Source organism: Klebsiella sp. CN_Kp104, assembly GCF_040064515.1.
Lineage (GTDB): Bacteria > Pseudomonadota > Gammaproteobacteria > Enterobacterales > Enterobacteriaceae > Klebsiella > Klebsiella aerogenes.
This window is the reverse complement of sequence record NZ_JBEAII010000043.1, coordinates 1-23,522: the sequence shown is the minus strand read 5'-3', so window position 1 is coordinate 23,522 and position 23,522 is coordinate 1. Positions and strand designations below refer to the sequence as shown.

Sequence of the window (23,522 nt, the reverse complement as noted above, 5' to 3'; positions counted from 1 at the left end):
CGCCTGGATCATACAAAGCTACAAAACAAAACGCCACGCAATCGCGTGGCGTTTTTTCGGCGTATTCCGTCCTACGAACGCTTCATCATATCGAAGAAGTCGTCGTTAGTTTTGGTCATCGCCAGCTTGTTAATGAGGAACTCCATTGCGTCGATTTCACCCATTGGATGGATGATTTTGCGCAGGATCCACATTTTCTGCAGCTCTTCCTGGGTGGTCAGCAGCTCTTCTTTACGGGTACCGGAACGGTTGTAGTCGATAGCCGGGAAGACGCGTTTTTCCGCAATCTTACGGGAGAGGTGCAGTTCCATGTTACCGGTGCCTTTAAACTCTTCGTAGATAACTTCATCCATTTTAGAGCCGGTATCGATAAGCGCGGTAGCGATGATGGTCAGGCTGCCGCCCTCTTCCACGTTACGCGCCGCACCGAAGAAACGCTTCGGACGATGCAGGGCGTTGGCGTCCACACCACCGGTCAGCACTTTACCGGAAGCCGGAACCACGGTGTTGTAGGCACGAGCCAGACGGGTGATGGAGTCGAGCAGGATAATAACGTCTTTTTTGTGCTCAACCAGACGTTTCGCTTTCTCGATAACCATTTCGGCAACCTGCACGTGACGAGATGCCGGTTCGTCGAAGGTAGAAGCGACAACTTCACCTTTAACCAGACGCTGCATCTCGGTCACTTCTTCCGGACGTTCGTCGATAAGCAACACCATCAGCACGCAGTCAGGATGGTTGTACGCGATGCTCTGCGCGATGTTCTGCAGCAGCATGGTTTTACCGGCTTTCGGCGGCGCGACGATCAGACCACGCTGGCCGCGGCCAATCGGCGATGCCAGATCCAGTACGCGAGCGGTTAAGTCTTCGGTAGAACCATTACCACGCTCCATACGCAGGCGTGAATTCGCGTGCAGCGGCGTTAAGTTCTCGAACAGAATCTTGTTACGCGCGTTTTCCGGCTTGTCGTAGTTAACTTCGTTAACTTTCAGCAGCGCGAAGTAACGTTCACCCTCTTTAGGAGGACGAATCTTACCGGAAATGGTGTCACCAGTGCGGAGGTTGAAGCGGCGGATTTGGCTGGGGGATACGTAGATGTCGTCTGGACCGGCGAGGTAGGAGCTGTCTGCTGAGCGGAGGAATCCAAATCCATCCTGCAGTATCTCCAGTACGCCATCGCCAAAGATATCTTCGCCACTCTTTGAATGCTGCTTGAGGATGGCAAAAATAATATCCTGCTTACGCATACGAGCCAGGTTTTCCAGCCCCATATTTTCGCCGAGAGTAATCAGCTCAGAAACCGGCGTATTCTTTAATTCGGTAAGATTCATAGTGGTGTGGGTTCTTAAACTCGGGGTAAATCTCGAACTTAATGTTGTGAATGGTATGGCAGGAACATCCATGCCTGTTAGCGGCTTCATCTCGTGTCTGTACGTTGCCTGGTCACAGGAAAGAACGCAGAACTGAAACGACAAGACGGAATGAGTGATAAGCCCGGAATTATTAGCCTCACGCGCATAGTCTGCGGGACGCTTTGGGTAAAACAAGATTCAAACAATAGGTATGTTTAAAACGAAGTCTGGAATTAACTTAGCACGACTCAGGCCGGGCGTCCAGAGTTCCACAAAAAATAGGAATCCGGACGCCGGAATGGCAAACCGATTACGCCAGGTTGGCGTCGAGGAACTCTTTCAGTTGGCCTTTGGACAGCGCGCCGACTTTAGTCGCCGCGACTTCGCCGTTTTTGAACAGCAGCAGCGTCGGGATGCCGCGGATGCCGTACTTCGGCGCCGTGCCCGGGTTCTGATCGATGTTCAGTTTAGCCACGGTCAGTTTGCCTTGATACTCTTCAGCGATCTCATCCAGAATCGGGGCGATCATTTTGCACGGACCACACCACTCTGCCCAGAAATCGACGAGGGTCAGCCCGTCAGCCTTGAGTACGTCCGTGTCAAAACTGTCGTCAGTCAGGTGAATAATTTTATCGCTCATATATAACTCCACAGGAATAAGCCTGGTGTGTTGGTGTCGCAGTCATCAACGACGTGTTGATGCTACGTTATGCACGCTATTCTTCAGGATGCCTCTTTTATAAGCTACCTGCGGGAATGGATCCACCATGGACCACCACCGCCGATGCTTAAGCGCACTGTCTGCAAATCTACCTGCGGCAGATTTACCGCCCCCGTTGCGCTTAGTAGTCTAAGCTTTCCGGGATCCATTCAGTAGCCGGAGACGCACCTTGAATAATTTCGTATATCGCCAACGAAAGGTTGACGTTATTTCACCGGATACGCTTTCTTAATGCAATAGTTAGCTGATATTCTACCACACTATGAGCAAAACACATTTGACAGAACAGAAGTTTTCCGACTTCGCCCTGCACCCGGCAGTTGTCGAAGCCCTTGAAAAAAAAGGGTTTCATAATTGCACACCCATTCAGGCTCTCGCCCTTCCGCTCACGCTGGAAGGCCGCGATGTCGCCGGGCAGGCGCAAACCGGTACCGGTAAAACGATGGCGTTTCTGACGTCAACGTTTCATTATCTTCTCTCTCACCCGGCCATCGCAGACCGCCAGGTTAACCAACCGCGCGCGCTGATCATGGCGCCAACGCGCGAGCTGGCGGTACAGATTCACGCTGACGCCGAACCGCTGGCGCAGGCCACCGGTCTGAAGCTCGGTCTGGCTTACGGCGGCGACGGCTACGATAAGCAGCTGAAAGTACTGGAAAGCGGCGTTGATATTCTGATCGGCACCACCGGTCGTCTGATCGATTACGCCAAACAAAACCACATTAATCTCGGCGCCATTCAGGTTGTCGTGCTCGACGAAGCCGATCGCATGTACGATCTCGGCTTTATTAAAGATATCCGCTGGCTATTCCGCCGCATGCCGCCGGCCACTCAGCGCCTGAACATGCTGTTCTCCGCCACGCTGTCTTATCGCGTACGCGAACTGGCATTCGAACAGATGAACAACGCCGAGTACGTTGAAGTCGAACCGGAACAGAAAACCGGCCACCGCATTAAAGAAGAGTTGTTCTATCCTTCCAACGACGAAAAAATGCGCCTGCTGCAGACGCTGCTGGAAGAAGAGTGGCCCGACCGCGCTATTGTTTTCGCCAACACCAAGCATCGTTGTGAAGATATCTGGGGCCATCTGGCGGCAGATGGACATCGCGTCGGCCTGCTGACCGGCGACGTGGCGCAGAAAAAACGCCTGCGTATTCTCGAAGAGTTCACCCGCGGCGATCTCGATATTCTGGTTGCGACCGACGTAGCCGCTCGCGGCCTGCATATCCCAGCCGTCACCCATGTCTTTAACTATGACCTGCCGGATGACTGCGAAGACTATGTCCACCGTATCGGCCGTACCGGCCGCGCGGGCGCCAGCGGGCACTCCATCAGCCTGGCCTGTGAAGAATACGCGCTGAACCTGCCGGCAATCGAAACCTATATCGGCCATTCGATCCCGGTCAGCAAGTACAATCCGGACGCGCTGATGACCGATTTACCGAAGCCGCTGCGTTTAACGCGCACCCGCCCCGGTAATGGCCCGCGCCGTAATGGCCCGCCTCGTAATCGTCGTCGCTCAGGTTAATATCTATGCCATACACGAAATTTTTCAGGATGCGCCACGGAGATTATCCCGGGCAACGAAGCCCAGTCGACACAGGAGCTGCCTGAAAGATGAAGAGTATGAGTTCCACCTCGCTGTATGCCGCCATCGACCTTGGCTCCAATAGTTTTCATATGTTGGTGGTGCGCGAGGTGGCGGGCAGTATTCAGACCCTGAGCCGCATTAAGCGCAAGGTGCGTCTGGCTGCCGGCCTGAATAGCGACAATGCGCTCTCCGCAGAAGCGATGGAGCGCGGCTGGCAGTGCTTACGCCTGTTTGCCGAACGTCTGCAGGATATTCCTTCGGCGCAAATTCGCGTCGTCGCCACCGCCACCCTGCGTCTGGCGGTCAACGCCGGCGAATTTCTGGCGAAGGCGCAGGAAATCCTCGGTTGCCCCGTCCAGGTGATTAGCGGTGAGGAAGAAGCCCGCCTGATCTACCAGGGCGTAGCCCATACCACCGGCGGCGCCGATCAGCGTCTGGTGGTGGATATCGGTGGCGCCAGCACTGAACTGGTGACCGGCACCGGCGCGCAAACGACCTCGCTGTTCAGCCTGTCGATGGGCTGCGTCACCTGGCTTGAACGCTACTTTGCCGACCGTAGCCTGACGAAAGAAAACTTCGATCTCGCGGAAGCGGCGGCGCGCGATGTGCTGCTTCCAATCGCTGATGTCCTGCGTTACCACGGCTGGAAAGTGTGCGTCGGCGCTTCAGGCACCGTGCAGGCGCTGCAGGAAATTATGATGGCGCAGGGAATGGATGAGCGCATCACCCTCAGCAAGCTACAGCAGCTTAAGCAGCGCGCCATCCAGTGCGGCCGACTCGAAGAGCTGGAAATCGAAGGGCTGACGCTCGAACGCGCACTGGTTTTTCCGAGCGGCCTTGCCATTCTGATTGCTATCTTTAGCGAACTGAATATTCAGTGCATGACGCTGGCTGGCGGCGCATTACGCGAAGGCCTGGTCTACGGCATGTTGCACCTTTCTGTCGATCAGGATATTCGTAGCCGCACGCTGCGTAATATTCAGCGGCGCTTTATGATCGATACTGAACAGGCGCAACGGGTGGCTAATCTGGCCACCCATCTGGTTGATCAACTGGACAGCGGCTGGGAGCTGGATCCGCTAAGCCGCGATTTACTCGTCAGCGCCTGTGCGCTTCATGAAATTGGCCTGAGCGTTGATTTTAAACGCGCGCCGCAGCACGCCGCCTATCTGGTCAATAACCTCGACCTGCCCGGTTTTACCCCGGCGCAGAAGAAGCTCATCGCCACGCTGCTGCTCAACCAGACTAACGCCATCGATCTTTCTTCGCTCCATCAGCAAAACGCGGTACCGCCGCGCGTTGCCGAACATTTGTGTCGCCTGCTACGGCTGGCGATTCTGTTTGCCAGCCGCCGGCGCGACGATCTCCTGCCAGCCATTCAACTTGCCGCCGACGACGAAAAACTGACGCTGACGCTGCCGGATGACTGGCTGAAGGAACATCCGCTGGGCCGGGAAATGGTCGAGCAAGAGTGTCAGTGGCAAAGCTATGTCCACTGGGCGCTGTTGATCAACGACGACACGGCGAGGTAATTTCCAGCCAGGAGGGCGCATGCGGGAAGAACTGGATTTCAAATCACTACGCTTTTTCTCCGCGCTCTACCGTTTGGGGAATGTTTCTCCGGCGGCGGAAGCACTCGATATCAGTCAGCCAACCGGTAGCCTGCTGCTAAAAAAGCTACGCGAGCACTTTGACGACCCGCTGTTTGTGCGCGTTGGACAACGCATGGCGCCAACGCCGCGCGCGGACGCTATCGCCCCCACCATTTTTACTCTTTTGCAACTGGCCGATACCGATCTGGCGGCTAAGCCGGAATTTATCCCGCAGGAGAGCAACCGTAACTTCACCATCGGCATGACCGATATCAGCCAGATGACGCTTCTTCCTTTGCTGCAAAGCCAGCTCCAGCGGCTGGACGCCAGCGGCATCACCTTTACGGTGCTGAATATTGACGATCAGACGCTTAGCGCGCTGGAATCAGGGAAATGTGATTTGGCGATCGGCTATCTTACCCAACTGCCGGAGAGCGTCTATCAGCAGCATCTGTTCGATCAGTCGTATGTTTGTCTGGCAGCGGACAATCACCCGCGCATTCGTCATCGGTTCAGCGCCGAAGACTGGCGTCAGGAAAAGCACCTTGCGGTTCGCGTCAACGGCACCGCCCACGGCGACATTGATAAACTGCTGGCGGAACACAGTATGCCGCGGCGTATCGCATTGACGCTGCCCAGCTTTTTAGGCGCGGGCGAGCTGGTTGCCGGCAGCGAGATGATCGCGGTGGTGCCGGAGCAGCTGGCGCGCCACATCACCAGGCGTTACCCCTGCCGCAGCTGGCCGCTACCTTTCTCACTGGCTAACATCGCGATTCGCCAGGTCTGGCACCAGCGTCTGCACCGCGATCCTGGGCATATCTGGCTGCGCAAGCAGATTGTAGATCTTGCCGCCTCAGGCGGTTCTATTAGCATTTAAATCATAAAATAAGCGGCTGTATTAGGATTTCTGATACGCTATATTCTATTTGGTTTATTGCTGTCAATACGTCAAACATTTTAATCTCCCCGCATCAGTTCATATCGACCGAATAAATAAAGGAACCTATCATGCGCGGAAAAATCGCTTTAGAAGAACATGTATCTACTCCTGAAAATAACCGTTTATGGGATTCGACCGGCGAAGCTAACCGTAACGGTAGCGAATATATGCAAGACGTAGAGCGCCGCCTGCTTGACCGCAGCATTCAACTCGAAGAAATGGCGCAACGTAATATTGACCACGTTATTCTTTCTCTGACTTCACCCGGCGCGCAATCTATTTTAGATAAAGCCAAAGCGGTCTCTTTCGCTCGCGACACTAACGACTTTATCGTTGATAATTATGTAAAACCGAATCCGGATAAATTTAGCGCGTTCGCCACGCTGGCGTTACAAAACCCGGAAGCTGCGGCGGAAGAGCTGGAGCGCGCGGTGAAAAAACTGGGCATGAAAGGCGCGCTGATTAACGGCTACACCAACGTCAAAGACAGCGAACATGGCCTGTATCTTGATGATGAATCCATGCTGGTATTCTGGGATAAAGTCAACGAGCTAAACGTGCCGGTGTACCTGCATCCGCGTGAACCGCTGGAAGGCCCGGCGCGCGGGATTTATACCGGTTACGAAAGCCTAATCGGTTCCGCCTGGGGCTTTGCGCAGGAAACCGCCGTTCACGCTATTCGCCTGATGATGAGCGGCCTGTTCGACCGTTATCCGAATCTTAACCTGGTGCTGGGACACCTCGGTGAAGGACTGGTACACATGCTGCCGCGCACTCAACATCGCCTCTATCGTCAGCGTTTCGGCTGCGGTTTGGGCAAGGCGGAAAAACCGTTAATGCACTATCTGCAAAATAACTTTATTGTCACCACCAGCGGTCATTTTAATACTCACTCGCTAAATAATGCGATTGAAGTAATGGGTGCCGATCGCGTGATGTTCTCCGTAGATTACCCTTATGAAGATATTCATCAGGCCTGCGACTGGTTTGATCCGTTAGAAATGGATGAAGGGCTGAAAGAAAAAATAGCCTGGGGCAATGCCAGCCGCGTATTTAATATCAAATAATAAAAAATAAATCGACAGGGCCTGTTCTCAGGCCCTGATTTTATTACAGGGAGAATATACTATGCCGGTAGGTATTTTTGTTTGCAGCGGTTCATTACTCGTCGGCGCGATTGCAGGCGCCTCACTCAACCGATTTATCCCGGATCACTTTAAGAAAACGCTACCGCTTATTTCCGGGTTAATCTCTATCAGTATGGGCGTGTTCTTCCTTAACAAACTCATCAATCTGCCACCCATTGCGCTGGCCGTTATCATCGGCACGATTATTGGCGGCCTGTTGAATATTGAGAAGTGGATTGAGCGGGCGGGAACACAGCTGCGAACGCCCATCGAGCGCATTTTTCCAGGCCAAAACAACGCAGGCGTAGAAGCGGAGGATTTTATGAACCAGTTTATCGCGGTGCTGATCCTGTTCTGCGCCAGCGGTACCGGTATTTTTGGCGCCCTAACCGAAGGGATGACCGGCGACCCGACCATTCTGCTGACCAAGTCGATACTCGACTTTTTCACCGCCGCCATTTTCGCTTCGACGCTGGGCTACATTATCACCGCGATTTTTATTCCCCAGCTGATCATCTTCGTGATTCTGTTCTTCGCCGCCACGTTTATTATGACGTTGATAAGCCCATCGATGATCGCTGATTTTACTGCCTGCGGCGGTATTATTATGCTGGCGACCGGTTTTCGGCTTTGCGGTATTCGCCATTTCCCCACCGCCAACATGCTGCCGTCGCTGCTGCTGGTGATGCCATTTTCCACCACATGGCAGCAGTTTGTCGCCTGAAACGTTAGCCCTTTTTCGCCTTCGCCAGCATCGCCTTGATATTCGCAACGTTGGCCTGGCCTTTATGCATACGTTCTTCCGCAGAGATGACTTTCCGCTCCTGCTCCCAAATCAGATCGTCTTGCGGGAGCTCAAGCAGAAAACGGCTCGGCTCCGGGCGTACCAGCTCGCCATACTGACGACGCTCCTTACAGAGCGTAAAGGTCAACTCTTTCTGCGCGCGCGTGATACCTACATAGGCCAGACGCCGTTCTTCATCAACATTATCTTCATCGATACTGCTCTGATGCGGCAGCAATCCCTCTTCCATTCCCACCAGGTAAACATACGGGAACTCCAGCCCTTTTGAGGCATGCAGGGTCATCAACTGCACCTGATCCAGCTCTTCATCCGATTCGCCGCGTTCCATCATATCGCGCAGGGTAAAGCGGGTAACCACCTGCGTCAGCGTCATCGGCTCATCTATCTCGCTGCCTTCCAGCATTTCGGTCATCCAGGTGAACAGCTGGTTGACGTTTTTCATCCGCATTTCCGCGGCTTTCGGGCTCGGCGAGGTTTCATATAGCCAGGACTCATAATCAATCCCGCGAATTAAATCCCGCACGGCATTGACTGGTTCACGCTCGGCCAGTTGCTGAATTTCCCGCAGCCAGTGGGTGAAACGAGTGAGGGATTCATACCCGCGCCCGGTCAGCGTCTGGCTTAACCCCATATCAAAGCTGGCGGTGAATAAGCCTTTATTGCGGCTCATCGCCCATTCGCCCAGTTTTTGCAAGGTCGCCGGGCCAATCTCTCGCTTCGGCGTATTGACGATACGCAGGAAGGCGCTGTCGTCATCCGGGTTGGTGAGTACGCGCAGATAGGCCAGCAGATCTTTAATTTCCGGACGCGAGAAGAACGAGGTGCCGCCCGAGATTTTGTACGGGATGCGGTTCTGCATCAGCATCTTTTCAAAGACCCGCGACTGGTGATTGCCGCGATAAAGGATGGCGTAATCTTTGTAGTTTGTTTTATTAATAAAGTGGTGGGCAATCAGTTCGCCAGCGACGCGCTCCGCTTCATGATCTTCGTTATTGGCGGAGAGCACTTTCAGCTCGGTACCGTAGCCAAGTTCTGAGAACAGCCGCTTTTCAAACACGTGCGGGTTATTGGCGATCAAAATGTTGGCAGCCTTCAGAATACGCCCTGATGAACGGTAGTTCTGTTCAAGTTTGATCACCTGCAGCGCCGGAAAATCCTGGCTTAACAGCACCAGGTTCTGCGGCCGCGCGCCGCGCCACGAGTAGATCGACTGGTCATCATCACCCACCACGGTAAAGCGCGCGCGCTGCCCCACCAGCAGCTTCACCAGCTCATACTGGCTGGTGTTGGTATCCTGATACTCATCCACCAGCAGGTAACGGATCTTGTTCTGCCAACGTTCGCGCACCTCTTCATTGCGCTGCAACAGAAGCGTCGGCAGTAGAATAAGATCGTCAAAATCGAGGACGTTGCAGGCCTTCATATGCGCATCATAGAGCCCATAGCAGTGGGCGAAGATGCGGTCCCGTTCGCCTTTCGCGCCAGCCGCCGCCTGCGCCGGCGTTTTCAGATCGTTTTTCCAGTTGGAGATCGTCGAGATCAGCTGCTGCAACACCACTTTGTCATCTTCGATCAACCCTTCGGTGAGCTCTTTGAGCAGCGCGACCTGGTCAGTATCATCGAACAAAGAAAAGTTAGATTTCATTCCCAGCGCGGCGTATTCACGTTTGATGATATCCAGCCCCAGGGTGTGGAAGGTGGAAATCATTAGCCCGCGCGCCTCTTTTCGCCCCAGCGTTTGCCCGACGCGCTCTTTCATTTCGCGGGCAGCCTTGTTAGTAAAGGTGACGGCCGCGATATGGCGCGCCTGATAACCGCAGCCGCGGATCAGGTGGGCGATTTTATTCGTAATAACGCGGGTCTTACCGGAACCGGCGCCCGCCAGCACCAGGCACGGTCCGGTAACGAATTCGACGGCTTGTTGTTGGCCAGGGTTTAAACGCATGGGAATATTGCTCAATCTTCGAACGGGGTGTGGATTGTAGCAGAAAGCGAGGCCGAGATTTACCGGCTGATGGTAAAGTGTCAGCCACGCAATTCATCCTGAGGCTCCAGTAATGGCAAAAAGCGCAGCGGCCCTGCATATTCTGGTTAAAGAAGAAAAACTGGCACACGAGATCCTCGCCAAGCTTGAACGGGGCGTCAGCTTCGATCATCTGGCGAAGCGCTACTCAAAATGTCCGTCAGGACGCCATGGCGGCGATCTGGGGGAGTTCCAGCAGGGCGCAATGGTCGCTCCGTTTGATAAGGCCGTGTTCAGCTGTCCGCTGCTCAAACCCTATGGCCCGGTACAAACCAAATTTGGCTACCATATCATCAAGGTGCTGTATCGCCGCTAGCGCGTGTTACTATGGCGCCCTGATTTATCCCAACTCAATCAAGGCGCAATCATGGCTAAAACAGCGGCAGCACTGCATATCCTGGTAAAAGAAGAGAAACTGGCTCTCGATCTGCTTGAGCAGCTCAAAAACGGCGCCGACTTCGGCAAGCTGGCGAAAAAACACTCTATCTGCCCGTCAGGAAAACGCGGCGGCGATCTGGGCGAATTCCGCCAGGGCCAGATGGTTCCGGCATTCGATAAAGTGGTTTTCTCCTGCCCGGAACTGGAGCCAACCGGCCCGCTGCATACCCAGTTCGGTTACCACATCATCAAAGTGCTGTACCGGAAATAATAAAAAACCCGGGGATCTTAATCTCCGGGTTTTTGCCTGATGGCGCTTCGCTTATCAGGCCTACTAAACAAATCCATTCCTCTATGGATTTCGGCTTGCCGGAAGGCGGCAAGGAAGTACATCCCCAGGAACATAGATTCCTATGTGACTGGGGTGTACGTACCGTAGCCAACGCATCGGCAAGTCGAAAGACGACGAGGAATCAGCCGGCAACCGCGATACGCTTCATATCGGTCATATAACCGCGCAGTTTTTTACCCACCGCTTCGATAGCGTGGCTGCGAATCGCTTCGTTCACGTCACGCAACTGAGCGTTATCCACCGCGCCTTCGGCAATCGCTTTGCCCAGGTCGCCGGTCTGCAGAGTAGTCATGAACTCTTTCAGCAGCGGTACGCAAGCATAAGAGAACAGGTAGTTACCGTACTCCGCGGTATCGGAGATAACCACGTTCATTTCATACAGGCGCTTACGGGCGATTGTGTTGGCGATAAGCGGCAGCTCGTGCAGCGATTCGTAGTAAGCGGACTCTTCGATGATGCCGGAATCAACCATGGTTTCGAAGGCCAGTTCAACGCCCGCTTTCACCATTGCAATCATCAGAACGCCTTTATCGAAGTACTCCTGCTCGCCGATTTTACCTTCATACTGTGGCGCGGTTTCGAACGCGGTTTTACCGGTCTCTTCACGCCAGGTCAGCAGTTTTTTGTCGTCGTTCGCCCAGTCAGCCATCATGCCGGAAGAGAATTCGCCGGAGATGATGTCATCCATATGTTTCTGGAACAGCGGCGCCATGATCTCTTTCAGCTGTTCTGACAGCGCGTAAGCACGCAGTTTCGCCGGATTAGACAGGCGATCCATCATCAGGGTGATGCCGCCTTGCTTCAGCGCTTCGGTGATGGTTTCCCAACCGAACTGAATCAGTTTTTCCGCGTAGGCCGGATCGGTACCTTCAGCCACCAGCTTGTCGAAGCACAGCAGAGAACCCGCCTGCAGCATACCGCAGAGGATGGTCTGCTCGCCCATCAGGTCAGATTTTACTTCCGCCACGAAGGAGGATTCCAGAACGCCCGCACGATGGCCGCCGGTCGCCGCTGCCCAGGCTTTAGCAATGGCCATACCTTCGCCTTTCGGATCGTTTTCCGGGTGTACGGCGATAAGCGTCGGCACGCCGAAACCACGTTTGTACTCTTCACGAACTTCGGTACCCGGGCACTTCGGCGCCACCATCACCACGGTGATGTCTTTGCGGATCTGCTCGCCCACTTCAACGATGTTGAAGCCGTGGGAGTAACCCAACGCCGCGCCGTCTTTCATCAGCGGCTGTACGGAACGCACAACGTCAGAGTGCTGTTTGTCCGGAGTCAGGTTGACGACCAGGTCAGCCTGCGGGATCAGCTCTTCATAGGTACCCACTTTGAAGCCGTTTTCGGTCGCTTTACGCCAGGATGCGCGCTTCTCGGCGATCGCTTCTTTACGCAGCGCATAGGAGATATCCAGGCCGGAGTCACGCATGTTCAGCCCCTGGTTCAGGCCCTGCGCGCCACAGCCGACGATGACTACTTTTTTACCCTGAAGATAGCTTGCGCCATCGGCAAATTCATCGCGCCCCATAAAGCGGCATTTGCCCAGCTGAGCCAGCTGCTGGCGCAGATTCAGTGTGTTGAAGTAGTTAGCCATGGTGATACCTCGTGATGTTGTGTTGTCGTGCTTATTGTTCGGTTCGCGTTTTGCGAGAATGAACCCACTATATGACAGGAATTTCGTTGCGAAAATTGATATATTCACAACATCACATTGCAATAACTGCAACGTTATTTTCAGGGGATTGAGCCATGGATTTACGCGATCTGAAAACCTTTCTGCATCTGGCGGAAAGCCGCCATTTTGGCCGCAGCGCGCGGGCTATGCATGTCAGCCCCTCCACGCTTTCGCGGCAGATTCAACGCCTGGAAGAGGACCTCGGCCAGCCGCTGTTCGTTCGCGATAATCGCACCGTAACCCTAACCGAGGCCGGCGAAGAACTCCGCACCTTTGCCCAGCAGACTTTATTGCAGTATCAGCAACTGCGTCACGCCATCAACCAGCAGGGGCCGTCGCTCTCCGGCGAGCTACATATTTTCTGCTCCGTGACCGCCGCTTACAGCCATCTGCCGCCGATTCTCGATCGCTTTCGCGCCGCGCATCCTTCGGTAGAGATAAAGTTATCGACCGGCGACGCCGCTGATGCGATGGAAAAAGTGGTCACTGGGGAAGCCGATCTGGCCATTGCCGGTAAGCCGGAGACGCTGCCAGGTTCGGTGGCGTTTTCGATGCTGGAAAATCTTGCGGTGGTACTGATTGCCCCGGCGTTGCCCTGCCCGGTGCGCAATCAGGTGACGGTCGAACATCCCGACTGGGCAACGGTGCCGTTTATCATGGCCGATCAGGGCCCGGTGCGCCGCCGCATCGAGCTGTGGTTCCGTCGCCATAAAATCAGCAATCCATCCATTTACGCCACCGTCGGCGGCCATGAAGCCATGGTATCGATGGTCGCCCTCGGCTGCGGCGTGGCGCTACTGCCGGAAGTGGTGCTGGAAAACAGCCCCGAGCCGGTCCGCAATCGCGTGATGATCCTCGATCGCAGCGATGAGAAGACGCCATTTGAGCTGGGCGTCTGCGCACAAAAAAAGCGGCTGTACGAGCCGCTTATTGATGCGTTCTGGAAAATCCTGCCTAACCACTAGCCCGCGAGGAAAAAGCGGAACGCCGGGTTATGGGTTTCGTCATGACATTCGTAGCCCAGTTCATTAAGACGGGTTTCGAAGTCCGGCTCATGCTCGCCAAGCTCAAACGCCGCCAGAACGCGGCCAAAATCGGTGCCGTGGCTACGATAGTGGAACAGCGAAATATTCCAGTGGGTGCCGAGGGTGTGCAGAAACTTGAGCAGCGCGCCTGGTGATTCCGGGAACTCGAAGCTAAACAGGCGCTCCTGCAGCGGTTTAGACGGCCGTCCGCCGACCATATAACGCACGTGCAGTTTCGCCATTTCGTCATCGGAAAGATCGACCACGCTGTAGCCGCCTTCGCTCAGTAAATCGAGGATCTCTTTACGCTCATCCAGCCCGCGGCTCAGCCGCACGCCAACGAAAATACAGGCATCTTTGGCATCGGCAAAACGGTAGTTGAACTCGGTGACTGAACGGCCACCCAGTAGCTGGCAGAACTTAAGAAAACTCCCCTTCTCCTCCGGTATCGTCACCGCCAGCAGCGCTTCGCGCTGCTCCCCGAGCTCGCAACGCTCAGAAACGTAGCGTAGTCCGTGGAAGTTAACGTTGGCGCCGGACAGGATGTGAGCCAGACGCTCGCCGCGGATGTTATGCTGGGCGATATACTTTTTCATCCCCGCCAGCGCCAGCGCGCCGGAGGGCTCCGCTACCGCCCGCACATCTTCGAACAGATCTTTCATCGCCGCGCAGATAGCATCGCTATCGACGGTGATGATGTCGTCCAGATACTCCTGGCATACACGGAACGTTTCATCGCCGATGCGCTTCACCGCCACGCCTTCAGCGAACAAACCGACGCGCGGCAGATCCACCGGGTGACCGGCATCCAGCGCCGCTTTCAGACACGCCGAATCTTCCGCTTCGACCGCTATCACTTTAATCTGCGGCATCAGCTGCTTGATAAGCACCGCCACGCCTGCCGCCAGACCGCCGCCGCCAACCGGGACGAATACGCGGTCAATGTGGGCATCCTGCTGCAGCAGCTCCAGCGCCAGCGTTCCCTGACCGGCGATGACCATCGGGTGATCGAACGGCGGCACCCAGGTAAACCCCTGCTGCTGCGCCAGCTCAATCGCGCGGGCTTTCGCTTCGTCAAAGTTGGCGCCGTGCAGTAGCACTTCTCCGCCAAAGCCGCGAACGGCATCGACTTTGATATCGGCGGTCGCTACCGGCATCACGATCAGCGCCTTAACACCCAGCCGGGAGGCAGAGAACGCCACGCCCTGCGCATGATTACCCGCCGAAGCGGTGATCACGCCATTTGATTTTTGTTCCGCCGTCAGGCCGGACATCATCGCGTAGGCGCCGCGCAGCTTAAAGCTATGCACCGGCTGGCGGTCTTCGCGTTTCACCAGAATAACGTTATCCAGCCGCGAAGAGAGCTTATCCATTTTTTGCAGCGGCGTTTTCTGTACCGCTTCATAAACCGGCGCGCGCAGTACCGCCCGGAGATACTCCGCCCCCTCAGGGGCGGCGGATAGGGGTTGCGACTCGGCCATGATTAACCCCCAAGTTTTGATTTATCGCGCACGGCGCCCTTGTCGGCACTGGTCGCGAGGCTGGCGTAAGCGCGCAGCGCGAAGGAGACCTGGCGCTCGCGGTCTTTCGGCGTCCACGCCTTATCGCCACGCGCTTCTTGCGCTTCGCGACGGGCGGCGATTTCGGCATCGCTGAGCTGCAGCTGAATACCGCGGTTCGGAATATCGATAGCAATTATGTCGCCATCTTCGATGATCGCGATGTTGCCGCCGCTCGCGGCTTCCGGCGATACGTGGCCGATGGAAAGCCCGGAGGTGCCGCCGGAGAAACGGCCATCGGTGATCAACGCGCACGCTTTGCCAAGCCCCATGGACTTCAGGAAAGTGGTCGGATAGAGCATCTCCTGCATTCCTGGCCCGCCTTTCGGCCCTTCATAGCGAATAACCACGACGTCGCCTTCCACGACTTTGCCGCCGAGGATGGCCTCAACCGCTTCATCCTGGCTTTCATAAACTTTCGCCGGGCCGGTAAATTTCAGGATGCTATCGTCCACGCCGGCGGTTTTGACGATACAGCCGTTTTCGGCAAAGTTGCCATACAGGACCGCCAGGCCACCGTCTTTACTGTAGGCATGTTCCAGAGAACGGATACATCCCTCGGCGCGGTCGTCATCCAGCGTATCCCAGCGGCAGTCCTGCGAGAACGCCTGGGTGGTACGGATCCCCGCCGGGCCGGCGCGGAACATTTTTTTCACCGCGTCGTCCTGGGTCACCATCACATCGTACTGTTCCAGGGTCTGCGGCAGGGTCAGGCCAAGGACGTTTTTGACATCACGGTTGAGTAAACCGGCGCGATCCAGTTCGCCGAGGATCCCCAGCACGCCGCCGGCGCGGTGCACGTCTTCCATATGGTATTTCTGCGTACTCGGCGCCACTTTGCACAGCTGCGGCACTTTGCGGGACAGCTTGTCGATATCACTCATGGTGAAGTCGATTTCAGCTTCCTGCGCCGCCGCCAGCAGATGCAGTACGGTATTGGTTGAGCCGCCCATTGCGATATCGAGAGTCATGGCGTTTTCAAATGCCGCCTTGCTGGCGATATTGCGCGGCAGAGCGGAGGCGTCGTCCTGCTCGTAGTAGCGTTTAGTCAGTTCAACGATACGTTTACCGGCGTTGAGGAACAGCGCTTTACGGTCGGCATGGGTCGCCAGCAGAGAACCATTACCCGGCTGCGACAGGCCTAATGCTTCGGTCAGGCAGTTCATTGAGTTCGCGGTGAACATCCCCGAGCACGAACCACAGGTCGGACAGGCGGAACGCTCCACCTGTTCGCTCTGATCGTCAGAGACTTTCGGGTCTGCCCCCTGGATCATGGCATCAACCAGATCCAACTTGATGATTTTGTCAGACAGCTTGGTTTTCCCGGCTTCCATCGGACCGCCGGAGACAAAGATCACCGGAATATTCAAACGCAGGGAGGCCATCAGCATCCCCGGGGTGATTTTGTCGCAGTTAGAGATACAGACCATAGCATCGGCGCAGTGGGCGTTAACCATGTACTCGACTGAATCGGCGATGAGCTCGCGGGATGGCAGTGAATAGAGCATACCCCCGTGCCCCATGGCGATCCCATCATCCACCGCGATGGTGTTGAATTCTTTAGCAACGCCGCCAGCAGCTTCAATTTGCTCGGCAACTAGTTTGCCGAGATCGCGCAGATGCACGTGCCCTGGTACAAACTGGGTAAAGGAGTTAACAACGGCGATGATCGGTTTGCCGAAATCGGCATCGGTCATCCCGGTTGCGCGCCACAGCGCGCGGGCGCCCGCCATATTGCGGCCATGTGTGGTGGTGGCGGAACGGTACTTAGGCATGCTCTTTTTACTCCCATTTCTGTTTATGCAATGGGACGGTGCGTGCCGTCCCATTTTTAATCACTTACTTACCGGATCCAGCCAGCCCCATTTATCTTCCGTTTCACCGGTGAAGAGGCCAAAGAAGGCTTCCTGAATGCGTTTGGTCACCGGGCCACGGCGGCCTGCGCCAACCTGGATACCGTCAACGCTGCGTACCGGCGTGATTTCCGCAGCGGTACCGGACATGAACACTTCATCCGCCAGGTACAGAGATTCGCGGGACAGCACCTGCTCGCGGACTTCGATACCGAGATCTTTCGCCAGTTTGATGATGGCGTCGCGGGTGATACCCGGCAGCGCGGAAGAGGTAAACGGCGGAGTAAACAGCACGCCATCTTTCACCTCAAACAGGTTTTCGCCTGCGCCTTCGGAGATATAGCCGTTAACGTCCAGCGCGATACCTTCCTGATAACCGTGACGACGCGCTTCGCTGCCGACCAGCAGAGAGGAGAGATAGTTGCCGCCCGCTTTCGCTGCGGTTGGGATGGTGTTTGGCGCCGCGCGGTTCCAGGAAGAAACCATCGCATCGATCCCCTGCTCCAGCGCTTCTGCGCCAAGGTATGCACCCCACGGGAACGCCGCGATGATAACGTCGGTTTTATAGCCGTCCGGCGGGTTAACGCCCATGCCAACATCGCCAACAAACACCAGCGGACGGATATAAGCGCTGGTCAGTTTATTGGTACGGATAACTTCGCGGCAGGCTTCCATCAGCTCGTCAACGCTCTGAGAAACCGGGAAACGGTAGATTTTTGCTGAATCATGCAGACGCTGCATGTGTTCACGATGGCGGAACACCACTGGCCCTTTGTGAGAATCGTAGCAGCGGATACCTTCGAATACCGAAGTCCCGTAGTGCAACGCGTGGGACATGACGTGTACTTTCGCCTCGCCCCATGGGGTCATCTCGCCATTGAACCAAATGTAATCAGCTTTCTTCGTCGTCATTGTTTTTATTCCTCTGCGCTCAGGCGCGGATTTGTTGTGATGTGGGTTGCTGGATCTCGACGCAGGCGACGTCGACCAGTTTGCGTAACTGACTAAACAGTAATTCGACGGGCCGCTGGCTGGCAACGGTCAGCTCGATATTTATGTTTTGCGCATCCGACGCGGTTTCCATATTCATTGAGCAAATTTGAAAACCGCGATGGCGCACCACGCGCAGCACGCGTTCTAAGGTTTCGGGGTTGAAGCGAGCCTGTAAAGCGACCTGATGTTGCATCATGATAATTTCTCCAGCATTTCTGCATTACTGGCGCCGGGCGGCACCAACGGCCAGACATTCTCAAGTTCATCGATTGAGACATGAAGCAGGTATGGCCCCTGGCTCGAAAGCATGGTGTCGAGTGCCGCTTCAACCTGGTCTTTACGGGTGATGTGCTGGCCTGGAATGCCAAAAGCGCTGGCCAGCGTAAGAAAATCAGGATTATCGGTAAGCGTGGTTTCGCTGTAACGCTCCTGGAAAAACAGCTGCTGCCACTGGCGAACCATGCCTAAACGTTGGTTATCCAGCAGCACGATTTTCAACGGTAATTGCTTGCGCTTAACGGTGCCCAGCTCCTGCACATTCATCATGAAAGAGCCATCGCCGGAGATACAGATAACCGTATCGTCCGGGCGAGCCACCTGCGCGCCAACGGCTGCCGGCAGACCAAAACCCATGGTGCCGAGGCCGCTGGAAGTGATGAAGTTTTCCGGGCGGGTATAGGTCATGTGCTGGGCCGACCACATTTGGTGCTGGCCGACATCGGTCGTCACGACGCAATCCGCCGGTTTGCGATCGGAAAGCTGCTTGAGCAACAGCGGCGCGTAGATTGCCTCGCCGGGATGATCGTAACGCCAGGCGTGCTCCGCGCGCAGCTGTGCGTTGTGCTCGCGCCACGCATCGATGGCCAACGGCTGCTGCAACGCTGGCAGCATGGCGTTTAAATCTCCGGTTAAGGCGACGTGCGCCTGGCGCAGTTTGTTCAGCTCAGCCGGGTCAATATCCATATGGATTACTTTGGCGTGCGGGGCAAAGGTATTCAGCTTGCCGGTCACCCGGTCATCAAAACGGGCGCCGACGGCGATTAATAAATCGCACTCCTGCACCGCCAGGTTTGCTGCCTTGGTTCCGTGCATACCCAGCATGCCAAGGTAATACGGATAATCCGCGGCGACGGCACCCAACCCTTTCAGGGTGCAGGTTACCGGCATCTGCGTCACCGCCAGAAATTCGCGCACGGCCGGTACCGCCTGTGCCATTCCAACACCGCCGCCCACGTACAGCATTGGCTTGTGGGACTGCGCAAGCATCGCTAACGCCTGCTCGACTTGTGTGTGCGGGAACTCAACATCATCAGGGACGGTGGAGAAATGCGGATCTAATTCGCCTTTAGCCAACTGGATATCTTTTGGAATATCAACCAGTACCGGGCCAGGACGGCCTGAGTTTGCCACCTGGAAAGCTTCCGCAATGACGCGCGGCAGCTCTTCCAACGACTGCACGAGGAAACTGTGTTTGGTGCAGGCCAGCGACAAACCGAGAACGTCCACTTCCTGAAAAGCGTCAGTGCCGATAAACGGCGCCGCCACTTGACCGGTGATGGCGACAACAGGTACAGAATCAAGTAACGCGTCAGCCAAACCGGTGATCAGGTTGGTGGCGCCAGGGCCGGAAGTGGCGATGCAAACACCAGTTTTGCCGGTCGCGCGGGCATAACCGATGGCGGCCATTGCGGCGCCTTGCTCGTGCCGACACAGCAGGTGTTCCACGCCGCCGTCATACAAAGCATCGTAAACCGGCATAATCGCGCCACCCGGATAGCCAAATACCGTGTCGACCCCCTGTGTTCGCAAAGCATGTACCACCCACTGCGCCCCGTTCATAGTTACTTCCCCGTCATAGATCGGGAGAAACAGAATTTTATGCTATAACTCATCTTCTGCTCCTCGCTTATGTTTTTTAAGTTATAAAAAAACCCCCGGACCTTTCGGTGCGGGGGTCTTAGTTCGTTAAGGCTTGATTTCTAAGCCTTTCCTCGTCCAAGTGCAGCCCCGCACGGTGGGATAATAATCACCACCACGCTAATCACGACCAGGCTAATCACTCGTAGAAGGGCTGTCATTTTCTGTTCTTTCTGGCTTCTTGTTCGAAGGAATACCTAAAGAGTTACCACAGACATCACATTAAGCACAAGATTTTTTTATGTTCCATTTTCTGATCTTGCTAACGATTTTTATTAAACCAGTTGTTTTTAAAAAGAAAAAAATAAAATGAAAAAAATTCAGCTTATTCTCGCGTTGCATCCGTGTTTTACGGCATTAAAACGGCGTCATGACGGATTTGCGTATGCCCTCCCAAAATAATAAAAATGCAAAACTTTGCAGACAATTGTCTGGAACAGGCGTCGTAAAGTTAAATATTCCCAGGTTCATGAAACTCTATGAATAGACATAATCATTCCGCTCAGGAGGCGTTATGTCACTCGCAATTGTCTATACCCGCGCGGCGCTCGGGGTCAGCGCGCCGCTAATTACCGTCGAAGTCCATATCAGCAACGGACTCCCTGGTTTGACGATGGTCGGCCTGCCGGAAACCACGGTAAAGGAAGCCCGCGATCGGGTACGTAGCGCCATTATTAACAGCGGCTACAGCTTTCCGGCAAAGAAGATAACCATAAACCTTGCCCCAGCCGATCTGCCGAAAGAGGGCGGGAGATATGATTTACCTATCGCTCTCGCGCTCCTGGTCGCTTCGCAGCAGCTTGCCGCCCCGAAACTTAATCAGTATGAGTTTATTGGCGAATTAGCGCTTACAGGCGCGTTACGCGGCGTTCCTGGGGCAATATCCAGCGCTATGGAAGCGATAAAAGTCGGGAGGCAGATTGTCGTTGCTGGAGATAACGCCGAAGAGGTCGGCTTGATTAACGGCAATGAGTGCCTTATAGCAGGGCACCTGCAGGAAGTCTGTGCGTTTCTGGAAGGGAAACATACTCTGCAGCCGCCGACTGGTGAAATAACTGCGGTAGAGGACGATTATGACGATCTCGGCGATGTCATTGGCCAACAGCAGGGAAAACGCGCGCTGGAGATAGTCGCAGCTGGCGGTCACAATTTACTCTTGATGGGTCCACCGGGTACAGGGAAGACGATGCTCGCCAGCCGTTTGCCGGGGCTTTTACCGCCACTAAGCAACCAGGAAGCGCTGGAAAGCGCGGCTATCCTCAGCCTCGTCAATGCTCATTACGTTACGCGTCAGTGGCGTCGGCGGCCTTTTCGCGCCCCTCACCACAGCGCTTCGCTAACGGCGATGGTCGGCGGCGGCTCAATCCCTGCCCCGGGGGAGATCTCCCTGGCGCATAACGGTATTCTGTTTCTTGATGAACTACCTGAATTCGAGCGTCGGGTTCTGGATGCACTACGAGAGCCCATTGAATCAGGAAAAATTCATCTTTCCCGCACTCGGGCTAAGATTGACTATCCTGCGCGATTTCAGTTGATTGCCGCCATGAATCCCAGCCCAACAGGACATTACCGGGGTCAGCATAATCGGGCCACACCGGAACAGACCCTGCGCTACCTGGGCCGATTGTCAGGGCCATTTCTCGACCGCTTCGATCTCTCGCTTGAGATTCCACTCCCTCCACCGGGCGTATTAAGCCGGGGTGGCGTTGGCGAAGAGCGAAGCGCCACCATTCGTCTACGGGTATTCGCGGCGCGCGACAGACAGCTCGCACGGCAGAATAAACTTAATGCACAACTGGACAGCGGGGAGATAAAAGTCTGGTGCAAGCTGAAAGAAGACGACGCGATATGGCTGGAACAGACGCTCTCACTGTTAGGGCTTTCAATCCGCGCATGGCAACGTTTACTGAAAGTTGCGCGTACTATCGCCGATCTTAATGAGGATAGGGATATCGAACGTCATCATTTGCAGGAGGCGTTAAGCTACCGGGCTATCGACCGTATGTTAAATCACCTGCAGACGCTGATGGCATAAAAAAAGGGCTTTCGCCCTTTTTTTTAATCGTCGCTTTCAGTGTAGTCTTCAGCGCCTTCAACCTGCGGCTTACCGCCAGATAAGGTGTGAAAACGCTTCGGACGTTTGATTCGCGCCATATACTTAATCCAAACGCGTTCCGCTTCGGTCACCGGCTCACGTTCGCCGTGGCATACCGCAACGAATTGTTTTTCATCTTCGGTAACAGGCTCGCGTTTGCCCAATTCCAGCTCATTAAAGGCGTAACCATGACGTTCAAGCAGTTGCGCCTCTTTGATGGTGAAATCACCGTGACGGGAGAACCCGCGTGGATAATTTTTATTGTCGAAAAAACGATTAGTCGTCGTAAAGCTTTCCGCCATCCTACACGCTCCTGATTCTTTGGCCGAGCTATTTATGGCGCGGAGTATTAGTTACGCTTGACAGAGCGTCAAACAAAACATTTAAATCATCACGACAAATAATTTTGCGGAGAAGAGTGTGGACACGGAATTGCTCAAAACTTTCCTTGAAGTGAGCAGAACTCGCCACTTTGGGCGGGCAGCGGAAGCGCTTTATTTAACACAATCAGCGGTTAGCTTCCGCATTCGTCAGTTGGAGAACCAGCTGGGCGTAAATTTATTCACCCGCCATCGTAACAATATTCGCCTGACGTCAGCCGGTGAGAAACTGTTGCCCTATGCCGAAACGTTGATGAATACCTGGCAGGCCGCGCGTAAGGAGGTCGCCCACTCTTCTCGCCATAATGAGTTTTCGATCGGTGCCAGCGCGTCGCTATGGGAATGCCTATTGAACGGTTGGCTGGGGACGCTCTACAAAGATCCCTATAATCTGCAATTTGAGGCGCGGATAGCTCAACGCCAGTCATTAGTGAAGCAGTTGCATGAACGCCAGCTCGATCTCCTGATCACCACAGAATCACCGAAGATGGATGAATTAAGCAGCCAGTTATTGGGTCATTTCACCCTGGCGCTCTATTGTGCCGCGCCGGGAAAAAATAAGAATGATTTGAACTACCTGCGGCTGGAATGGGGACCGGACTTCCAGCAAAACGAAGTGGGTTTGATCGGCAGCGATGATGTACCGCTACTGACGACGAGCTCCGCAGAACTGGCTTATCAACAGCTCACTACCTTGAATGGTTGTACCTGGTTACCCGTTAGTTGGGCACAGCAGAAAACTGGCCTGCACACGGTGACCGATAGCGCGACCCTTTCACGTCCTCTGTATGCCATTTGGCTACAAAATAGCGATAAGCAGGCACATATTCGCGAGATTCTGAAAAGCAGCATCCTGGAATAGCGATCTGACTCCATGGATGGAGTGGCTAAAAAACTGGAAAGGCAGAGTGATAGTGGAAATTAAAGACAAAAAAAATCCTTTGCCGAAGCAAAGGATTATATATGGCAGGGGCGGAGAGACTCGAACTCGCGACACCCGGTTTTGGAGACCGGTGCTCTACCAACTGAGCTACGCCCCTAAATCTTTCTCGCTATTAAGCCCGCTAATATAGCAGGCTTAATATAAATAAGTGGCGGAACGGACGGGACTCGAACCCGCGACCCCCTGCGTGACAGGCAG

21 protein-coding genes and 1 tRNA gene are annotated in these 23,522 nt (G+C 54.9%); 10 read left to right on the top strand and 12 right to left on the bottom strand.

Features of this window, described 5'->3' with window-relative positions; genetic code table 11:
- Positions 1–71: 71 nt before the first annotated feature.
- On the bottom strand, positions 72–1,331 hold the full coding sequence (gene rho / locus ABLU80_RS22210) for a transcription termination factor Rho (protein WP_002883293.1): 1,260 nt from the start codon (positions 1,329–1,331) through the stop codon (positions 72–74).
- Positions 1,332–1,662: 331 nt separating this feature from the next.
- Complete coding sequence (trxA, locus tag ABLU80_RS22205) at positions 1,663–1,992, bottom strand: thioredoxin TrxA (protein WP_002883224.1); 330 nt, start codon at positions 1,990–1,992, stop codon at positions 1,663–1,665.
- A gap of 343 nt (positions 1,993–2,335) precedes the next feature.
- Here trxA and rhlB point away from each other — a divergent pair, with 343 nt between their 5' ends.
- The 5 genes from rhlB to ABLU80_RS22180 all read left to right on the top strand — a co-directional run bounded on the left by rhlB (position 2,336) and on the right by ABLU80_RS22180 (position 8,047).
- Positions 2,336–3,601 (top strand): ATP-dependent RNA helicase RhlB, encoded by a 1,266-nt coding sequence (rhlB, locus tag ABLU80_RS22200; protein ID WP_015368886.1) that lies wholly within the window; start codon positions 2,336–2,338, stop codon positions 3,599–3,601.
- A gap of 89 nt (positions 3,602–3,690) precedes the next feature.
- Complete coding sequence (gene gppA / locus ABLU80_RS22195; protein ID WP_015368887.1) at positions 3,691–5,196, top strand: guanosine-5'-triphosphate,3'-diphosphate diphosphatase; 1,506 nt, start codon at positions 3,691–3,693, stop codon at positions 5,194–5,196.
- Positions 5,197–5,215: 19 nt separating this feature from the next.
- Complete coding sequence (locus tag ABLU80_RS22190; protein WP_015703967.1) at positions 5,216–6,133, top strand: LysR family transcriptional regulator; 918 nt, start codon at positions 5,216–5,218, stop codon at positions 6,131–6,133.
- A gap of 131 nt (positions 6,134–6,264) precedes the next feature.
- The gene (locus ABLU80_RS22185; RefSeq protein WP_015368889.1) at positions 6,265–7,263 is read left to right on the top strand and encodes an amidohydrolase family protein; all 999 of its coding nucleotides are present in this window, start codon (positions 6,265–6,267) and stop codon (positions 7,261–7,263) included.
- 61 nt (positions 7,264–7,324) lie between these two features.
- Positions 7,325–8,047 carry a DUF554 domain-containing protein gene (locus ABLU80_RS22180; RefSeq protein ID WP_348850481.1) on the top strand — a complete coding sequence of 241 codons (723 nt, stop codon included), beginning with the start codon at positions 7,325–7,327 and terminating at the stop codon, positions 8,045–8,047.
- Positions 8,048–8,051: 4 nt separating this feature from the next.
- Here the strand turns inward: ABLU80_RS22180 and rep are convergent, their stop codons facing one another.
- Positions 8,052–10,073 carry a DNA helicase Rep gene (gene rep, locus ABLU80_RS22175; protein ID WP_015368891.1) on the bottom strand — a complete coding sequence of 674 codons (2,022 nt, stop codon included), beginning with the start codon at positions 10,071–10,073 and terminating at the stop codon, positions 8,052–8,054.
- A gap of 112 nt (positions 10,074–10,185) precedes the next feature.
- On the opposite strand from rep, the gene ppiC (ABLU80_RS22170) reads away from it, so the two are divergent.
- Both ppiC (ABLU80_RS22170) and ppiC (ABLU80_RS22165) read left to right on the top strand, forming a co-directional pair.
- Positions 10,186–10,467, top strand: a complete 282-nt coding sequence (ppiC, locus tag ABLU80_RS22170; protein ID WP_032709514.1) for a peptidylprolyl isomerase PpiC — start codon at positions 10,186–10,188, stop codon at positions 10,465–10,467.
- A gap of 51 nt (positions 10,468–10,518) precedes the next feature.
- On the top strand, positions 10,519–10,800 hold the full coding sequence (ppiC, locus tag ABLU80_RS22165; protein ID WP_002883180.1) for a peptidylprolyl isomerase PpiC: 282 nt from the start codon (positions 10,519–10,521) through the stop codon (positions 10,798–10,800).
- A gap of 202 nt (positions 10,801–11,002) precedes the next feature.
- Here ppiC (ABLU80_RS22165) and ilvC read toward each other — a convergent pair whose 3' ends face one another.
- The gene (ilvC, locus tag ABLU80_RS22160; RefSeq protein WP_015703965.1) at positions 11,003–12,478 is read right to left on the bottom strand and encodes a ketol-acid reductoisomerase; all 1,476 of its coding nucleotides are present in this window, start codon (positions 12,476–12,478) and stop codon (positions 11,003–11,005) included.
- A 155-nt stretch (positions 12,479–12,633) separates the two neighbouring features.
- Between ilvC and ilvY the strand changes: the two genes are divergently transcribed.
- The gene (gene ilvY, locus ABLU80_RS22155) at positions 12,634–13,524 is read left to right on the top strand and encodes an HTH-type transcriptional activator IlvY (RefSeq protein WP_348850480.1); all 891 of its coding nucleotides are present in this window, start codon (positions 12,634–12,636) and stop codon (positions 13,522–13,524) included.
- Here the strand turns inward: ilvY and ilvA are convergent.
- From ilvA to ilvL, 6 genes are all read right to left on the bottom strand, one after another.
- Positions 13,521–15,065: a threonine ammonia-lyase, biosynthetic gene (ilvA, locus tag ABLU80_RS22150; RefSeq protein ID WP_015368895.1), complete on the bottom strand. Its 1,545-nt coding sequence runs from the start codon at positions 15,063–15,065 to the stop codon at positions 13,521–13,523. The genes ilvY and ilvA overlap by 4 nt on opposite strands.
- Positions 15,066–15,067: 2 nt before the next feature.
- Entirely contained in the window at positions 15,068–16,918 is a 1,851-nt protein-coding gene (ilvD, locus tag ABLU80_RS22145) for a dihydroxy-acid dehydratase (RefSeq protein ID WP_110200329.1), read from the bottom strand.
- Positions 16,919–16,978: 60 nt separating this feature from the next.
- Positions 16,979–17,908: a branched-chain amino acid transaminase gene (locus ABLU80_RS22140; RefSeq protein WP_008807980.1), complete on the bottom strand. Its 930-nt coding sequence runs from the start codon at positions 17,906–17,908 to the stop codon at positions 16,979–16,981.
- Between the two features lie 19 nt (positions 17,909–17,927).
- Complete coding sequence (gene ilvM, locus ABLU80_RS22135; protein ID WP_015368897.1) at positions 17,928–18,185, bottom strand: acetolactate synthase 2 small subunit; 258 nt, start codon at positions 18,183–18,185, stop codon at positions 17,928–17,930.
- Complete coding sequence (gene ilvG / locus ABLU80_RS22130) at positions 18,182–19,828, bottom strand: acetolactate synthase 2 catalytic subunit (RefSeq protein WP_015368898.1); 1,647 nt, start codon at positions 19,826–19,828, stop codon at positions 18,182–18,184. The genes ilvM and ilvG overlap by 4 nt, the downstream gene beginning before the upstream one ends.
- 140 nt (positions 19,829–19,968) lie before the next feature.
- Entirely contained in the window at positions 19,969–20,067 is a 99-nt protein-coding gene (gene ilvL, locus ABLU80_RS22125; RefSeq protein ID WP_001311244.1) for an ilv operon leader peptide, read from the bottom strand.
- Positions 20,068–20,420: 353 nt separating this feature from the next.
- On the opposite strand from ilvL, the gene ABLU80_RS22120 reads away from it, so the two are divergent.
- A complete protein-coding gene (locus ABLU80_RS22120; RefSeq protein ID WP_348850477.1) occupies positions 20,421–21,941 on the top strand; it encodes a YifB family Mg chelatase-like AAA ATPase in 1,521 nt (506 codons plus the stop codon).
- 23 nt (positions 21,942–21,964) lie between these two features.
- Here ABLU80_RS22120 and ABLU80_RS22115 read toward each other — a convergent pair whose 3' ends face one another.
- Positions 21,965–22,303: a DUF413 domain-containing protein gene (locus tag ABLU80_RS22115; RefSeq protein WP_015368901.1), complete on the bottom strand. Its 339-nt coding sequence runs from the start codon at positions 22,301–22,303 to the stop codon at positions 21,965–21,967.
- 118 nt (positions 22,304–22,421) lie between these two features.
- Here ABLU80_RS22115 and hdfR point away from each other — a divergent pair, with 118 nt between their 5' ends.
- Positions 22,422–23,243 (top strand): HTH-type transcriptional regulator HdfR, encoded by an 822-nt coding sequence (hdfR, locus tag ABLU80_RS22110; RefSeq protein WP_015703960.1) that lies wholly within the window; start codon positions 22,422–22,424, stop codon positions 23,241–23,243.
- A 102-nt stretch (positions 23,244–23,345) separates the two neighbouring features.
- Here the strand turns inward: hdfR and ABLU80_RS22105 are convergent.
- Positions 23,346–23,421 (bottom strand) — tRNA-Trp (locus ABLU80_RS22105).
- Positions 23,422–23,522: the final 101 nt, after the last annotated feature.

Excerpts from the sequence above, each read along its gene's own strand:
- rho (WP_002883293.1), bottom strand. The coding sequence starts at position 1,331 with ATGAATCTTACCGAATTAAAGAATACGCCGGTTTCTGAGCTGATTACT.
- trxA (WP_002883224.1), bottom strand. The coding sequence starts at position 1,992 with ATGAGCGATAAAATTATTCACCTGACTGACGACAGTTTTGACACGGAC.
- rhlB (WP_015368886.1), top strand. The coding sequence starts at position 2,336 with ATGAGCAAAACACATTTGACAGAACAGAAGTTTTCCGACTTCGCCCTG.
- gppA (WP_015368887.1), top strand. The coding sequence starts at position 3,691 with ATGAAGAGTATGAGTTCCACCTCGCTGTATGCCGCCATCGACCTTGGC.
- ABLU80_RS22190 (WP_015703967.1), top strand. The coding sequence starts at position 5,216 with ATGCGGGAAGAACTGGATTTCAAATCACTACGCTTTTTCTCCGCGCTC.
- ABLU80_RS22185 (WP_015368889.1), top strand. The coding sequence starts at position 6,265 with ATGCGCGGAAAAATCGCTTTAGAAGAACATGTATCTACTCCTGAAAAT.
- ABLU80_RS22180 (WP_348850481.1), top strand. The coding sequence starts at position 7,325 with ATGCCGGTAGGTATTTTTGTTTGCAGCGGTTCATTACTCGTCGGCGCG.
- rep (WP_015368891.1), bottom strand. The coding sequence starts at position 10,073 with ATGCGTTTAAACCCTGGCCAACAACAAGCCGTCGAATTCGTTACCGGA.
- ppiC (WP_032709514.1), top strand. The coding sequence starts at position 10,186 with ATGGCAAAAAGCGCAGCGGCCCTGCATATTCTGGTTAAAGAAGAAAAA.
- ppiC (WP_002883180.1), top strand. The coding sequence starts at position 10,519 with ATGGCTAAAACAGCGGCAGCACTGCATATCCTGGTAAAAGAAGAGAAA.
- ilvC (WP_015703965.1), bottom strand. The coding sequence starts at position 12,478 with ATGGCTAACTACTTCAACACACTGAATCTGCGCCAGCAGCTGGCTCAG.
- ilvY (WP_348850480.1), top strand. The coding sequence starts at position 12,634 with ATGGATTTACGCGATCTGAAAACCTTTCTGCATCTGGCGGAAAGCCGC.
- ilvA (WP_015368895.1), bottom strand. The coding sequence starts at position 15,065 with ATGGCCGAGTCGCAACCCCTATCCGCCGCCCCTGAGGGGGCGGAGTAT.
- ilvD (WP_110200329.1), bottom strand. The coding sequence starts at position 16,918 with ATGCCTAAGTACCGTTCCGCCACCACCACACATGGCCGCAATATGGCG.
- ABLU80_RS22140 (WP_008807980.1), bottom strand. The coding sequence starts at position 17,908 with ATGACGACGAAGAAAGCTGATTACATTTGGTTCAATGGCGAGATGACC.
- ilvM (WP_015368897.1), bottom strand. The coding sequence starts at position 18,185 with ATGATGCAACATCAGGTCGCTTTACAGGCTCGCTTCAACCCCGAAACC.
- ilvG (WP_015368898.1), bottom strand. The coding sequence starts at position 19,828 with ATGAACGGGGCGCAGTGGGTGGTACATGCTTTGCGAACACAGGGGGTC.
- ilvL (WP_001311244.1), bottom strand. The coding sequence starts at position 20,067 with ATGACAGCCCTTCTACGAGTGATTAGCCTGGTCGTGATTAGCGTGGTG.
- ABLU80_RS22120 (WP_348850477.1), top strand. The coding sequence starts at position 20,421 with ATGTCACTCGCAATTGTCTATACCCGCGCGGCGCTCGGGGTCAGCGCG.
- ABLU80_RS22115 (WP_015368901.1), bottom strand. The coding sequence starts at position 22,303 with ATGGCGGAAAGCTTTACGACGACTAATCGTTTTTTCGACAATAAAAAT.